Origin of the sequence: Bacillus paranthracis (assembly GCF_001883995.1) — a bacterium.
Lineage (GTDB): Bacteria > Bacillota > Bacilli > Bacillales > Bacillaceae_G > Bacillus_A > Bacillus_A paranthracis.
In genome coordinates this window covers 46,278-62,093 of sequence record NZ_MACE01000068.1, presented here as the reverse complement: position 1 = coordinate 62,093, position 15,816 = coordinate 46,278, and the positions used below count along the sequence as shown (strand labels likewise).

Annotated in this window: 13 protein-coding genes and 2 pseudogenes; 12 read left to right on the top strand and 3 right to left on the bottom strand. The window is 34.0% G+C overall.

Annotation, left to right across the window (positions count from 1 at the left end; genetic code table 11):
* Positions 1-1,050: Rap family tetratricopeptide repeat protein (locus BAQ46_RS23985; RefSeq protein WP_071742937.1), on the bottom strand; the 1,050-nt coding region annotated here is incomplete at its 3' end.
* 810 nt (positions 1,051-1,860) lie between these two features.
* Between BAQ46_RS23985 and BAQ46_RS23980 the strand changes: the two genes are divergently transcribed.
* The 3 genes from BAQ46_RS23980 to BAQ46_RS23970 all read left to right on the top strand — a co-directional run bounded on the left by BAQ46_RS23980 (position 1,861) and on the right by BAQ46_RS23970 (position 3,878).
* Positions 1,861-2,250, top strand: a complete 390-nt coding sequence (locus tag BAQ46_RS23980) for a hypothetical protein (protein ID WP_000870988.1) — start codon at positions 1,861-1,863, stop codon at positions 2,248-2,250.
* A gap of 33 nt (positions 2,251-2,283) precedes the next feature.
* Entirely contained in the window at positions 2,284-2,760 is a 477-nt protein-coding gene (locus tag BAQ46_RS23975; protein ID WP_001214880.1) for a metal-dependent hydrolase, read from the top strand.
* A gap of 182 nt (positions 2,761-2,942) precedes the next feature.
* Positions 2,943-3,878, top strand: a complete 936-nt coding sequence (locus BAQ46_RS23970) for a DUF7018 domain-containing (lipo)protein (RefSeq protein WP_000644825.1) — start codon at positions 2,943-2,945, stop codon at positions 3,876-3,878.
* A gap of 300 nt (positions 3,879-4,178) precedes the next feature.
* On the opposite strand, the gene BAQ46_RS30810 is transcribed toward BAQ46_RS23970, so the two are convergent.
* Positions 4,179-4,346 (bottom strand): hypothetical protein, encoded by a 168-nt coding sequence (locus tag BAQ46_RS30810; protein ID WP_000460998.1) that lies wholly within the window; start codon positions 4,344-4,346, stop codon positions 4,179-4,181.
* Between the two features lie 115 nt (positions 4,347-4,461).
* Between BAQ46_RS30810 and BAQ46_RS23965 the strand changes: the two are divergent.
* The 4 genes and pseudogenes from BAQ46_RS23965 to BAQ46_RS23945 all read left to right on the top strand — a co-directional run.
* Positions 4,462-4,572: pseudogene (locus BAQ46_RS23965) on the top strand (helix-turn-helix domain-containing protein); the annotation flags it as partial.
* A gap of 104 nt (positions 4,573-4,676) precedes the next feature.
* Complete coding sequence (locus BAQ46_RS23960) at positions 4,677-5,111, top strand: MarR family winged helix-turn-helix transcriptional regulator (protein WP_000061082.1); 435 nt, start codon at positions 4,677-4,679, stop codon at positions 5,109-5,111.
* 54 nt (positions 5,112-5,165) lie between these two features.
* Complete coding sequence (locus BAQ46_RS23955) at positions 5,166-6,362, top strand: serine hydrolase domain-containing protein (RefSeq protein ID WP_001214684.1); 1,197 nt, start codon at positions 5,166-5,168, stop codon at positions 6,360-6,362.
* A gap of 760 nt (positions 6,363-7,122) precedes the next feature.
* Positions 7,123-7,557, top strand: a complete 435-nt coding sequence (locus tag BAQ46_RS23945; protein ID WP_000061085.1) for a MarR family winged helix-turn-helix transcriptional regulator — start codon at positions 7,123-7,125, stop codon at positions 7,555-7,557.
* A gap of 1,110 nt (positions 7,558-8,667) precedes the next feature.
* Here BAQ46_RS23945 and BAQ46_RS31765 read toward each other — a convergent pair.
* A pseudogene (locus BAQ46_RS31765) lies at positions 8,668-8,772 on the bottom strand (hypothetical protein); the annotation flags it as partial.
* Between the two features lie 792 nt (positions 8,773-9,564).
* Here BAQ46_RS31765 and BAQ46_RS23940 point away from each other — a divergent pair.
* Genes BAQ46_RS23940 through BAQ46_RS23920 form a run of 5 tightly spaced genes read left to right on the top strand, consistent with a single transcriptional unit; the run spans position 9,565 to position 15,668 of the window.
* Positions 9,565-10,746 (top strand): aldehyde dehydrogenase family protein, encoded by a 1,182-nt coding sequence (locus BAQ46_RS23940; RefSeq protein ID WP_000350127.1) that lies wholly within the window; start codon positions 9,565-9,567, stop codon positions 10,744-10,746.
* A 19-nt stretch (positions 10,747-10,765) separates the two neighbouring features.
* Positions 10,766-12,418 (top strand): thiamine pyrophosphate-binding protein, encoded by a 1,653-nt coding sequence (locus BAQ46_RS23935; protein ID WP_000495213.1) that lies wholly within the window; start codon positions 10,766-10,768, stop codon positions 12,416-12,418.
* Between the two features lie 3 nt (positions 12,419-12,421).
* Positions 12,422-13,789 carry a class I adenylate-forming enzyme family protein gene (locus BAQ46_RS23930; protein WP_000579674.1) on the top strand — a complete coding sequence of 456 codons (1,368 nt, stop codon included), beginning with the start codon at positions 12,422-12,424 and terminating at the stop codon, positions 13,787-13,789.
* Complete coding sequence (locus BAQ46_RS23925) at positions 13,786-14,490, top strand: hypothetical protein (protein ID WP_000787316.1); 705 nt, start codon at positions 13,786-13,788, stop codon at positions 14,488-14,490. Before BAQ46_RS23930 ends, BAQ46_RS23925 begins: the two co-directional genes overlap by 4 nt.
* Before the next feature lie 23 nt (positions 14,491-14,513).
* Positions 14,514-15,668, top strand: a complete 1,155-nt coding sequence (locus BAQ46_RS23920) for a beta-ketoacyl-[acyl-carrier-protein] synthase family protein (protein WP_001079735.1) — start codon at positions 14,514-14,516, stop codon at positions 15,666-15,668.
* The last annotated feature ends 148 nt before the right edge of the window (positions 15,669-15,816 follow it).

Genomic DNA, 15,816 nt, shown 5'->3' with positions numbered 1-15,816 from the left:
TGACTTAAAGAAATATTGGTTTGCTTTATCTTGCTGGTTAGATGAGTAGAATTTTAAAGCCAATTGTTTCGAATAGTCATGAACGAACCCTAATAAACCTTCTTGTTCAAAGTATTGAATTCCTTCTGAGATTATATTTTCTGACTTTTCTGTAGATTCTTTTGAGTTTAGTGCGCTTAATATTGAGAAGTGGTGTTTATATTCCGTGTTATTGATACGATTACATGCTTCTAACCCAGTTTCAATAAATTTTAATGACTCTTCTGTATTTCCAAGTTTGTAATTTTCTCTAGCAATAAGGAAAATAGCTTTATAACTCTTTTCTGGAGTATCAATAGCTGTTGTTAAGTTTCGTATAGCTGCTTCTGAAAGATCCTGTTCAGCATATAGAAAACCTAAATTATGTCTAATTTTAAGACCTAACATGGTATTGTGTTTTTTTGTAACGATATCTAAAGCCTTAATAAAATATTCTTCCGCATATTCATATTGTTTAAGTGATGTACATGTTAAACCAAGGATATTATTACAAGCTGCTATATTAAGTTCATATCCTGTTTCAGGTTCGAAGAATTTTAAAGCACGGTTTGCATACTTAACTGCTTCTAAAGGTTGTCTTACCTGATAGTAAAAAGCTGCTGCTTTATAATAGAATTCAGCTTTTTCAATCTCATCAGGGATATTTGCGATTAATTGTTTGGCTTTATCGAAATACTCACCAGCTTTTTTATATTCTCCAATTTCTGTGTTATGAATTGCTTTAAAGAAGTTATAGTAGTAATTCAAAAGTTCTTCACTTGGTTTATTAAAATCTTCAATTTTTTCAAGAGATTTCTTAGAGCCTTCATAATCCTTGTTTAACATATTATGTCTAAACTCTAATAAAGAGTAGTATAAAAGCACGTTTTGGTTTTCCTCAATTTTATCAATCTTATTTTTTATTTCTCCAAACAAATGAGTTGATTGTTCATGATCAAGTTCGCGTATAGAGTCATGCCAGTTACTTAAAAGCTCTGTAATTTCACTTAATGTTACTGTTGCTGCTCCCATATAAAACCCTCCTATTATATATTGTGCGATTTCTCATTATTGTATCAAAATTGTTAATATTTAGGTATCTAGAAAAATATTTCTCAACAATTTTCTATTGACTTCTTCGGGAAAAAGTATTGTTTTCGAGTTTCTCAGAATTTAATATCTATGAATAAAATCATAAAATTTTCTTATAAAGATTATTGACCTTAGCACAATGAAGAGCAGGATAATTAAAAATGACCTAGTTTTGACATTTACGCCTAGTTCTTTTTAAGAATTGAGAATTGGTTGCTGTTTTTTTACTGTCACTTAGTTTCGTAGAATCATTTGTATATATTTAAAGTGAAGGACAAGTTACCGATAGTAACCTGTTAGATAAAGAGTTATTTTTATATTTATAATTAAAGGGGGGGATCTGTAGAAAAGTGTATCTAGTTTTGTATGCAATTCTCATGATAGTTATAGCAATAATGTTTAATCTAGGAATTTTGTTTTGGGGAAGAGTGAGGAGAAATTATAAAAAGCAACATTTGCATAATACTAATCTTAAAAAAAGGGAGAAATGACATTTGTCTATTTTTGATAGATTATTATTTTTTTATGTTTTAAGCATGGTTGCTTTATTATGTTGTGATGTTTTAGGAATCAATGTGTTTTATAGTTTATCTACAATGATAATCAATATGATTTGTTCGTGTTACCTATATATTCATTATGTGAAAAGACGGAAAAGGGAAGCCCATTACGATGTTTAAGAGTAACTGGTAGAAATTTGTGAACATACTTATTAGGCAATTTTGGGCATAATGATTGTGAGGGAATGAGATGAAATGGGGAATAGAAGCAATAAAGAATTATGAATTAAATTGTAATGACTTAGATCTATATACATTTTTAGAAGAAGAGTACCAAAGTACAAACTGGAGTTATTTATCTCTCTCCCATCTTCAGAATTTCTTAGAAACATCAGGTTTGGATAGAGATATGATATTAGAACTGCTGCCAATTAATTTTAAAGGAATTGTATGGAAGTCTCTCGAAAGCGAGGATTTGGAATTTCTAAATACTTTAACGAATCCTAATAGATGTTTGGAGATTTTAGATAGATATAACTTAATGGATTCTGCAGCAACTTATACACCAAGCCTAGAATATAAAATGAGATGGTTAAAAGAACGCTGGGTGAAAGGATATTATATTTTCGCCAACTGTTAAGATAAAGCTTGAATAATAGAAAGGAGGATATATTTGAGAGGACCGACACATGTAGCAGCAGGAGCAGCATTGGCTTTAATTGCACATAATTATGCGGGAATAGGTGATGATCCATATTTATTAACGGCCACATCAATAATTGGGGCATTAATACCAGATATTTGTCATCAAGGATCCACTTTAGGAAGAAAAATACCTTTATTATCTTGGGGTATCAATAAAACTTTTGGTCACCGTACAATAACACACAGTCTAATCTTTTTGTTTGGTATAACGGCACTTCTTAAGTACCTAGTTCCCCAGTACCCCATGATATATATAGGAATGTTTATTGGGGTATTAAGTCATCTAGTGTTAGATGCCCTTACTCCAAGTGGGATTCAATTGCTTTATCCTTTGAAAATGAAAATAAGATTTCCGATATATACAAGAACAGGAAGTATGATTGAATATATATTTTTCTTTTCACTTATTGTAATTGACATAACTTTAATTGGACGCTCTTTTTAAAATTACATGAAAAATAGGGAAGAAATAAGGCACTCGAACAGCTATTTAATGTTCAAGTGCTTTTTTTATGTAGAGTCTACATTTTAATTAATGATGGATAAACTTTCTATCATATTTATACAAATTATGTTATGGTACAATATGTTAATTAAATGCGATTTTTTCTAAGGGGATGGGGCATAGTGAAAGCAAAGAAACTAGTAATGTTTGTGATACCGTTCATGCTATTAGCAGGTTGTGGTACCGATAAAACAGACGCAAAGCCAAAAGAAAAAGTAGAATCTAAATCAGAAACGAAAGAAAAGCTGTCCAAAGAGAAGTATCCAACTCGAATGACTGGTTTATCTTCTGAGTTAGTGCAGAAAATTACAGTAATAACTGAGATAGCTATGGATAAAACTAAAAAGGAAACTGACTTAAAGAAAGAAATTCTAAAAGAAGAGTCTGAGTTGCAAAAGATTATCGCTAAGTTTAAGAAGATAGACCCACCAAAAGAGTTTGAAGACGCTCATAAAGAGATTTTAAAAGCAGTAGACTGTTATAGTGAAGCCTATGCACTTCAAGTAGAAATTATGGAGGGTAAAGGAAAAGTAACAGACGAAGATAGAGAAAAGTCTAAAAAGTCAATGGACTTGATTAATGAGGGTAACAAGTACTGGCATAAAGGATTCGACCCTATTGAATCCCATAATGAGAAGGAAGCAAAAGCCTTAGGTTTCGATGTAGATACGAAGACCGACTCTAAGTCGTCAAATACTTCTGATAATGGTAACGTACAAATATCCGCAGACGGTAACGAGTTAATCGGTTCTTGGGGGAGTTACAAAGGTTCTGAGTTTCGTAAGGGTTTAGACTTTAGACAAGATAAGTCATTCACGGCTTATGATGACACTGGTAACTCTTCTTATGAAGACAATCATATGACAGGAACATGGTTATACAATAAAGACAGTAATAAAGTAACTTTGATTCCTACTGAGTTTGTTAAGGACGGTAAGAAGATAGATGCTAGACAAATGAATGCGGTAGTAGATTATACTGTTGAGTTCTTGAGAGCAGGTTCTTTAAGAATGGTAGATAGTAAAGGTAACAAATTAGAAGTAGAGAAACAGAAATAAATTTGAAATAAAGTCGAACTGTTTATAAAAAAAAGCTGAAGCACTAGATTCCTTTGTATAAAAGGAATCTTTTTTATGCTTATTTTTAATTACAATATTCTTATAGGGTAATAATTTTGTTACAAGTAATGAGGTAAAAGACGAAAGAGGTGTGGATTTGAAATAAAGTTTAATCGTTTTGAAAATTTATTTCAAACCAACAATATTACTAATATGTATCAGCGTAAAAATTACTTAAATAAATTCCAAACAAAAAACTCTTTAAAATTATTACAGAGTTTTTTGTCGACTTTTCATTTGCTATTTACTTGGTGATAAAGTCAAATCTCCAAATTTCTTTTTAATAGCTGAAGTCGTTGCCTTAAATTTATATTCATCACCATCTTTATTTACTCCAAATACAATTGGATCTTTCCCATCTTTTTCTAAACTAATTTCATCTTTGTTAATCTTATTGGCTTCGAACAAGGGATGGCAGGAAGCCATCTTAATTGTTGGACATACAGAAAGTGTAACTTCACTATCTATCGAGAGTGTGTTTGGTGCATAATAGTCATACACCGAAATGGATGTGAATTAACTGATGATTAATAAAGCCTATAAGTTTCGTATCTATCCAAATTAAGCACAAGCTATTCTAATCAATAAAACGATCGGTTGTTTTCGCTTTGTATTCAATCATTTCCTATCCCTATAGGCTCACGCATGCAAAGAAACGCAAAAAGGTTGACATATGATTGACGTTTAACAAATCACTTGATAATATATTAGGTATCTAACATGTTAGTGGGTGATTTTTTGTCTTTATATGAACAAGTTAAACGCATTAATGAAGCTGAATATACAATAAACCGTTTGATATATAAACATTACAAGCAATATTTAAATATTGGCATTACAACACAACAAGCAGTTGTATTAGATATTGTATATTTAGCGAAACGTATTACGGTCGGTGAAATTGCGATTGAAATGAATATAAGCTCCAGCGCAGTTAGCCAATTAATAGCGAAATTGGAAAAGAATCAATATATTAAAAGGGAAATTAATCTTCAAAATCGACGTGAAATATATATAACGTTAGATGAAAAAGGATTAGAGTATTTTTCGAAACAAGATTATGTAGAACAGCAAATTGCAGATAAAATTTACAGCAAACTTTCATCAAAAGAGCTAGACGAATTTGAAAGAATTGTTGATAAATTAAGGGGGATTGTGATGAAGGAATTATAAAAATCCCTTCATGCCTAATATGTTAGATATCTAATTTGTTTAGGGGGCTAAAGTATGAGGGGTTTACTTGAAACTATCGCTTTTAACGGTGCAGTTTATTATGAAAAAAACGGTCAAATCAAGCAGTATTTTCATGGTTGTCAAGAACTCGAAAAGAAGCACCTTATTAACAAAAATACACAATTTAATCTAGCATCATTAAGTAAAATGTTTACAGCGGTAATGACGTTTCAGCTAATCGAAAAAGGACAGCTACAGTTAGAAGATAAAATTACATGTTGGTTTAACGTACCATATTTTACAGAAGTAACAGTTGCAGAATTACTTACACACACATCTGGTATTCCAGAGTATATCACAGACGATTTAACAATAAGTGTTGAAACATTTATCGAAGGAGTGCTACCACAAAATACATCAAATGAGCATTGGTCTTATAGTAATACAAATTATGTTTTACTTGCCAAAATAATTGAAAAAGTGAGTGGTTTATCGTATGAAACGTATTTGCAACAATATATTGCAGAGCCATTAAATCTTACTCATATGACCACACAACCTATAAAGCAATCTGTAGCGCAAGGTCAAACGTTTAATTATGAGAAGCAACAATATAAAAATGTGCTTGATGACCCATATTTACACGAAATCGAAAAATATAATGATCAATATGGTGACGGTGGTATTTATGCAACAGTCGCAGAGGTAGCGAAGTTTTTAAAAGCATTTTGGCAAGGGCAGTACATTAGCAAAGAGATTGTTCAATTTATGTTAACACCGACAGAAGTCACTAATAATTATAGTTATGGCTTTATCATTCAAAATGAGTGGGTTGGTCATACAGGTGGATGGCTTGGTTGCTCAGCACAAGCTTTTATAAATATATCTACAGGGGAAGTAATTGTGTTAGCGACGAATCAAGAAGTGTTTCCTCAATATGAACAAGAAATTATGAATTACTTAATGGGAATACAATATGCTGTAGAAGCACCAAAATATGTGATGACTTTACCGCTCACTATTAAAGATGATATTACGGGTTGCTATGAATTAGCAGATGGACTTGGCACAAGATTTACAATTAAAAAGGATGTACAATTTATGATTTCATTTGAACATCAGTTGTCTGTCCCACTTTTTAAAATAGATGAGTCATATTATTGGATACGTAATACGATGAGTTATGTAGATGATGCGAAGCATTTATTTATCGATGAAGGTATTGAAATACCATATCAAAAAGTTAATTGATTTGGTCAGGAAGGTTCTGTTGTGAACTACTCGCCACTTAGCAAAGCTTGAAGTGGGAGCTTCTCAGTTCTACAAAGAAATTAACCTTTCGATTCCCTGAGCGATACTTCGGGGTATTACACCTAGATTTCCAATGCATGGACGCTCTTGTGGTAAGGTTGATATTTTACAAAGGAACCACATGGCTTAGTTTTAGCACTCTATTTTCTTCCTATAACCTCTTATATCAAGTTATTAAAGAACTTTATATAGCTTGTTTATCAAAAGTTTTTGGCTTTGCCAAAACGAAATTCAGCTCCCATCTATCGTTGGGTTACGCCCTTCACACGCTTGAGGAAGGAGAGTTCTTTCGGGGAATAAGTAAAATATCACATGTATAATTCTCCTTTTGCCTTTTTCTAGAGTGTTGCCTCAGTTAGACAACTTTTCAACAGAATTTTCAAAGTTATCCATATGATCAAAAAAGAACAGATGGATTTGCAGGATTAGTCTATCCAAAAGTGGGAGGTGTTCATTCATTAAAAGTTTGAACTTACAGTATAGGTTTCGATACCATTAGGAATCTACTAGCATTTGTAATCTTTTTCATGTATTTGCACCAAAATCCATTATTATAAGTAAATATGGTACAAAAATGATAAAACTCTTTTAAGGGAAATAATAAAGATTGACGGTTTATAAGTCACCTGCTAACATATTAGTTATCTAACATATTAGTTGCTTAATATATTAGTTATCTAACGTATTAGCGGGTGATTTTTTGTCTTTATATGAACAAGTTAAGCGTATTAATGAAGCTACATATACAATAGACCGTCTGATATTTAAACATTATAAACAATATTTAAATATCGGTATTACAACACAACAGGCGGTTGTATTAGATATTGTGTACGTGGCTAAGCGCAGTACGGTCGGCGAAATTGCGATGGAAATGAATATAAGCTCTAGTGCAGTTAGCCAACTGATTGCAAAATTAGAAAAGAATCAATATATCAAACGAGAAATTAATCTACAAAATCGACGTGAAATATTTATAACGTTAGATGAAAAAGGAGTGGAGTATTTTTCAAAGCAAGATTATGTAAAACAGCAAGTCTCAGATAAAATTTACAGCAGACTTACATCAAAAGATGTAGATGAATTAGAGCGTATTGTTGAAAAATTAAAGGAGATCGCGATGAAGGAATTATAATGATCTTTTTATGTTTAATTTGTTAGATGTCTAATTCTTTTAGGTTATTAACAAGTGAAGGTTTACTTGAAAATATTACATTTACTTGTGCTATGTATCATGAAAGAAATAGATAAATCATGTTATTAAGAAATTACAAAGCAGCATCTTATTAAGGAAAATACACGATTTAATCTAGCATTATTAAATAAATATCTACAGCGGGGCATTCTAGCTAATCGAAAAAGGGCAGCTACGGTTAAAGATAAAATTATAAGTTGGTTTAACGTACAGCATTGTACAGAAGTGACAGTGGCAGAATTACTTATACATCCGGTATTTTAGAGTATATTGCGAAAGATTTCATAATAAGTGTTAAATAATTTAATAGTCTTGTAGTTTTCTATTATAAATGGGATACAAGATTGCTAACATTATTTAAATTACATCATAAAAAAGTTGTATAGTGTCATAAATCTAGCTTTGAAATAAAGTCATTATGTATATAAACAAATGTGATGTTTAGAAAAAGTTTCTCAATCTTCATTTCCAATTAATTCGTTTACAAAATTACCTACATATGCTAATTTAATGGAGCTGAAGTAATAATATGGAAAAATAGTGATGTAGTAACTCTGAATTGAAAAATGAAGTAAATTATTTGGGAACTATGTTAGAAACTATCGTTGGTGTCATGAATGGTGTATCTGTATAATCAAACGATACATTGAATAATACCCCGTATAAAAATGTATTGAGTCAAGGTATAAATTCTGAGTAGGATTTTCTACTATTGAAAGATGAATTATTAGAATTGATGAAATTCAAAATCTTAATTCTTAAAATGAAAATCTATAATTTAATAGTTTCTCAAAGCAAAAAGAATTAGTATCAAAAATTACAAAAGTAGAAAATAGATAGAGCAAACTGTAGAAATTGAATTATTAAACGTTAGTATGTACGTTGGTTTTCAAAAAGGAGACTCTATTGAAGTAGAGGAAGGTGGTTCTATAGTTAGTTATAATAAAAATGAGATAACACAGATATTCTACCGTTGTTTCGCTTAACGGCATTTATAAAAAAGTTTAAAGAAATGCCATTTTTAAACTTTTTTATGAAGGGAATTCTATATCACGAAAAACTGACTATACATTTTGCATATTCAATTGGTGTGTGATTGCCAAATACTGAGTTGATTCTCTTTGAATTATAGAAGAATACAATATACTCAAAAAGTGATTTTTTACTTTACTCATTGTTTTATACTTCGTTTGATAAACAAGTTCTTGATTAAGAATGCGGTGAAGGTATGTGATACAAGCATTAATTGTAATAGTTTCTTTTGCGGTTCAAGTTGCCTATCAATTTATATTGTTTTAATAGTTTTGATAATCACTGGAAGCATACTGAATACTATACTCACTTGTTCTTTTTCAATTTTGATATTTCTATATATTTGGTTGAATTCTTGGGGGCTTGAAATGTTTTGCGCATAAGTTTTTGGTCGGTATAGCCATTTGGAATAACTACATTTAGAAATTCTCAGACTTTGCAGATCTTCTTCACTCAATATTGGGAGCGAAGATGGTGAATAAATTCTAAATTAATCGAGTACTATGTCATAATTAGTGCATCGCCTTTTTTAGAATTCTATTTTCCTCTTTGAGATTATTTAATTACTTTTGTAATGCTCTTAGTTCAGTACCTGAGGTAGAAATTTACTTCAAGTTGTTCGCTATTCTTTTTAATTCAACTATATAAGGGATTCACAATTAATCCAGTTTCTCGAATTAATTGTGCCACGGGTTTATTGTTCTCTAGAATATACTTTACTGTTTCTTTTTTATGTTGCATTATGACATTTTCCATTTGCTTTTTCCATATAAACACCACATTATTGTTATATTTTTTAGTAAAACAATATAGGGCTGCCTTTTAGTCTAGTATCAAGCCTAAAAGCATGAATTTATTACTATTTAATGTCTGTATATTCTTATAAAATCTAACGAAGGGCAGGTATAAATACTTATGGATCATGTGTTTTTTGAAGAGCTGAGTTTTATTATATGTAACATGAAAAAGTATAAAGATGAATTAAGATCAATCCTTATGGAAGTCAGCACGATTGAAAGTGCTGAGTATGAAATTAGTTCTAGCATTAATGTTCTGGAGCAAGCAACAAAGGAACTGAAATATATGAAAAGAGATATAGTTGAAAAAGTAGCAATCTTCTATCCAACTAACTCTATTCTATATTCTTATATTTTATATGCAATTATTCCAAGCTATTACTGTAAAAATATTTTCTTAAGACCGTCCACATTATCTCATTCTACTACGTTAAAAATTCATAATTTTTTTAATAAATATTCTAATTTGAATGTAAAAATTGAACCTATTGGATATGCAGAATTTAAAAAGAAAACATCTGATGCAGAAGTGGTGGTATTTACAGGTAATTATCATAATAGCCTATCTGTTCAAAAGGACTATCCTGGCGCGCTCTTTCTATTTTTTGGTTCCGGCTTGAATCCTTTTTTCATAGGCGCTGAAGCTGATATCGAATATGCTGCTGGAAAAGCTGTAGAGGCTCGAGTGTTCAATTCTGGTCAGGATTGCATGTGTCCGGATTTATTTTTTATCCACAGAAGTCAAAAAAAAAGGTTCGTCAAATGCTTGTTGCAGCAGTTAAATGAGATGAAAATGTCTGGACGAATGAGTGACAAGGTCAAAAACAGTAATTATAAAGAGCTAGTGCTGCAGGCTGAGATATTTCTTACTGATTATCAAGAAAAAATTGTATATGGAGGCCAAGTGGATATAGATAAGAGTTGGATTGAACCTACTGTTTTGGTTTCCGATATGGATGATATGCCGCGATATGAGGAGCACTTTACCCCGATTTTTAATGTTGTTTCCTATCATGATGCGTCTGAGGTACTCAATTGGCTTATGGATGCAAAACGCTTGGAATCGTCATTTGGTGTATCTGTTTTTGGGAATACAGATTTAATCGGGCCATTAAAAAAACATTATACAGTTGCCCTTAACAAAACACTTTTTGATATGGAATGTGGCCATCAGCCTTTTGGTGGTTATGGTCCAAAGGCAAGTTATGTGAAATACAACGACTGCATGGAAAGCAGGCCAATTTTAATTTCTAAAGAAGTCAACCGAGTATTTAATCAATATATAATGCAGGTTAATTAAAAATTAGGGGGAGTTGTTTTTGTTCACTTCTATATGGGATTTTTATGCATATTTATTAAAAAATTCAAATATTAAAAAGGTCTTTGCTATGGTGGGAGAAGGCGAAGGTCTTCTAGAATCTGCACACTTAGCCAATATGGATGTGTATACATCGAAAGACCAAAGAATTGCAGCAAGTATGGCTATGGGGTATTCTCAAGCCTCAGGTGAACCGGTCGTTTATGCGACAAGCCCGGGTCCAGGACTTGTGAATGGATTAACGGCAGTGTTGGAGTCTTTTTCTGCGTGTGTTCCTCTGATTATCATTTCTGCAGGGACATCGAGAACATCCATTGGAACAGGAGCTTTTCAAGAACTCAACAGTATCGAATTGATGAAAGCTATCACAAAATGGCAGTATAGGGTTGAACACGAAGATCAAGCAGAGTGGGCGCTAAAAAGAGCGGTACATATGGCTATAAATGGAAGGCCTGGACCGGTTTATTTAGAAATACCAAATGATCTGGAGCAACAGCGGTATGAGCAGCCCTCTTCATTGATTCAAAAAGAGCCGATTGTCATGTGCCCAAATCCAAGACAGATAAGCTTGACTGCAGAGATTTTAACGAGATCAAAACGACCGGTGTTTATCGCAGGAGGAGGTTGTCAAAATAATTCTTTGTTAGGCCAATCTCTTTTGACCTTGGCTGAAAAATTTCAGGCCGCCGTGTTTACCACTGCTTCTGGTAGGGGGATTGTGAATGAGCAGCATCCACATGTATTTGGCAATATAGGTCTTTATGCTTTGCCAGAAGCAAAGGAATTATTGAGGGAAGGGGATGTCTTTCTGGCTTTTGGCACGCAACTTGAAGAAACAGCTTTAATGGGATGGAAAGATATTGCAGATGAAAATTTGTTTATACATATCGATTGTGATTACCAAAGTTTGAGAAAGTCCGTTGATGAAGATGTGAGCATCTTAGGTGACGTTTCCTTAACTGTGCAGCAGCTGCTGGAACATGAGGAGAATGAAGGATCAAAGCGACATTCATGGCTAGAGAGACAGAGGCGGGTCAAATATCAGCTCACTAGCGAATGGACTAAATCCGATTTTTCAAAGCACCCTGTCAGAGCTGCTTATCATATATTGTCACAGAATATGGAAGGAAATAACATTTTGGTTCAGGATAACGGACTTCATGATATATGGGGCTATTCCTATCCTATTTTTATTAATCAATTGGGAAGAACTCTTGTACCTGGCGAACAAACTGCCCTTGGTGTGCCAATGGGGGCAAGCATCGGAGCTAAATTAGCTCAGCCTGAATCCACCATTATTACGTTTATTGGAGATGGCTCATTTGAAATGGGAAAAGGGGCATTAGATGCAGCATACGAGCTGGGTTTGGGTATGATTTATATCGTTATTAATAATGGAGGCTATTCGTGGCCGCGATTTAATCAACAAAAAATGAATGTTTCTATTGGATGTGATTTTAGAGAGCATCAATGGGCTCATGCGATTCAATCTCTTCAAGGAGCTTTTTATTCTCCAACTAATGAAGAAGAATTCAAAAATGCTATTTGTGAAGCTAAAGAGCAATGTAAACAGGGGAAACTGTCCTTAATTGAAATATGCATAGACTGGAAAACGGATATTCCATATACAGTACAACAGGAGTATGGGGTGTAGGGCATGATAGGATTAAAAAACAAAGTGAGTGTCGGCCATCAAGATCAAACAGATAAAATTCAATATTTAACAAATAAATTCATCCTCTTAATGAAGGCTAACCATATAGAGTCGAAAGAGGCTGTCGCTCTTTCAATAAGAGATCCGCTGCTATTTTACGCAGCCTATAAAGGGTGTAGTGAACTGGGAATTATTCCAGTCGTGACAGGTGCGATGAAAAATCCTCAAAAAGAGCTTGCGCGGATTCAAGTGCCGCTTTTCTGCTATGAGGCGGATCATGGTTTTTGTGTTGAACGTTATGATGGCATTGAAAAGGCACTTCTTCCAGAAGGAATCGGGGCTATTATCAGAACGACAGGATCGGTTACTGGTATGCCTAAATTTGTCATCTGGTCTAAAAAGGGAATCAAATATCAAAGTGAACAAACAATCACAAGAATGGGCTTTATTGAAAGAGATATTATGTTTGCGGCTGTTCCTTTGTGGGGAGCTTATGGCTTGACTCTGATTAATATCATTGAAACATGCAAAATGAACCTGGTTATTCCAGAACATTTGCGGCCTCGGTATGTTTTGCAATTAATGAAAGAAAGTGGTGCTACTTTGTTTGAGGGAACACCTTCATTCTACAAAATCATGCTTGAGCATTTCAGTAAGGACATGGATGAACGAAAGGCAGTTTCCAACATGCGGAGCTGGGGATGTGGAGGAGAAATCTTACCTGAAACTGTCGCAGAAAAATGGTTTGAACTAATAAAACGTCCTATTCTCGACGGATATGGGCTTTCAGAAGCTGGACCCAATGTGGCGTTGAATGCATGGAATGATTTTTGTATAGGAACGGTGGGAAGGCCACTGGAAGGGACGGAATTAAAACTGAACGAAAAGGGAGAGCTACTTGTTAGGAGCCCTAGCAATATGATGGGCTATTTTGGTCCAAATTCACAGGAAAATCCACTCGATTCTGAAGGATGGCTTAATACTGGAGATTTAGCAGAGATCAATGAGGAAGGTTATGTAAAAATTATAGGCCGGACGAAAAATATTATTGTGATTAAAGAAAAAAATATTAGTCCTGAATATATCGAGAATAAGCTGCGCCACTTTCAAGAAATTCAAGACGTTGTCGTTATTGGTGTTTATAATGAAAACAACGGTGTGCGTCTCGCTGCCATATACATTAGCAAAAACAAAAGTGAAATCAACTCAAAAAATGTAAAATGCTATGCACAAAAGCATTTAGAAAAAGAACAAGTTCCTTTTTATTACAAACAACTGGATGAATTTCCGATGCTGGCAAATGGAAAAATTGACCGGAATGCTTTAAGGGAAATGTGTTTTACAAAACAAGCAAAGGGTGTGATTGAGTGAAGAATGAACCTTCAGTTGTTCTTATTGGTATTGAAGTCGACGTTATAAACGGGGTTCCGAGCTATCAATGGATCACAAAAAATGAGATACCAATTGAAAGAGAACCCTTTCAATATCAAAAAAGTAAATTTAACGATGAGACTGTAGAACCGTTATGTGAAGGACTGTATAAAATTATTACTGAATTATCACATCAAGGATTTGTCCATTCTAATGATGATATTGGCCTGTTTGTCAATGTTTCAAATGCGATTTGGCCTGATATTGAACGATACGTAAAAGCTTTGGAAAAAGGAAAAAAGGCTGTTAGGCCTCACATGACGATATCTTTTGAAAATAGTCTTCCAACTGCTCAAGCAGCCATACAACTTGGTCTCAATGGACCCTCTACAACGTTTGCAGATTACTGTGGCAAAATGTATGGAATTGGATTAGCGCATAACGCTTTAGTAGACCGACTGGCCGGTCTAATGTTAGTGGCAGAAATTTATCGAGCACCTGAAACTGACTATGAAAATTTCACCGGTCGGATTACAATTGCCGCTTTAACAAATGCATGCCGTCTTCAAAACTACCAACCTCTGTTTGAAATACGGAACTGGGAATGGGAAAACGAACATGATGAACACTTAAGTTTTAGTGAATGGATTCACCATTGCGTCGAGAGTAATAAAGGACAAGGTGTAAGTCGTTTAACATAAAGGCAGTGGAAGGAGCTGTAAATATGAATAGGATTGGCATTAGTGGAATGGGGCTTGTTTCTCCATTTGGGCTTGGAATGAATTCATTTGAAGAAGGGTTATATTCAGGGGAATGTGCTATGTCGCCTATTACCCGTTTTGATGCAAGTGGTTTTAGGAGTCAAATAGCTGGCCAGGTAAAGGGGAATGTTCTTCATTCTAAGGAAAGTATCGCTAAACAATTTTTATCATTTGCCATGAAAGAGGCTGTAGAAATCGCTGGTTTAAGTGAAAAAAAGATAGAACATCACAGGACGGGATTGATTCTTCCGGTTGTAACAGGGCCGGACAATGACACAATGGAAAATGAAGCTAATGAATGGATCATGGATCCTGAACATCATCTTCCAACTTCTTTATTTCAGACAAGAAACATCATTAGACCGACGTCTGCTTGTGCGTCAATTGGTACAGCACTTTCAATTGGCTACAGCATGATTCGACATGGCCAGTTGGATAGGGTCTTTATCGCACGTGCAGAAGTATTTAATAAGTATGACTTTGCTTCACTTGATATTGTCAGAGCCATAACAAAAACTGAAGCAAAGCCCTTTGATCTCAAGAGAAATGGCATTACGATCGGTGAGGGGGCAGGAGTCATTATATTAGAGTCGGCGGATAGTTTGAAAGAACGTAAACATAAGCCGTTGGCATGGCTTGACGGTGCCAGTTGTGTATTAGGTGGAGAAAAGCAAAATATGATTGAGCTAGATAAGGGAAAGGTAGTCAAATCTATTCAAACAGCGCTCCAACTGGCAGGGGTCAATAAGCCAGATTATATACATGCTCATGCAACTGGAACGCCGCAAGGAGATGTGATCGAATCAGAAGCATTGGTGGAAACCATTGAAGATGGAAGCAGTATACCGGTGAGTTCTCATAAAGGAGCATGTGGGCATTTGTTGCGTTGTTCAGGTTTTTTGGGAACAGCAGCTGCTTTATTGGCCTTGAAGCTGCAATGTATTCCGCCGACAACAGGTTTAGATCAGCTTGATCCGAAAATTACCGCAAATATTATGAAAGAAAAGGCATTTGCGAACATATCTAGCGTGCTTGTCAATAACTTTGGGTTTTGTGGGAATTATGCATCCTATTTGATTCAACACCCTACAATTGAATGGAATGGAAATATCAAGTGAACTATGAAAAATTGTTTATTTAATTAATATAGATAGAGAAAAATAATCTTGGAGTTTACTCGTTGTAAGGGATCTTGTATAGTTAAGCCCCATTTTGGAAATGAAAATTGCAGAAACAATCAAAATGCACTTGTTTTTTGCTTGCTAC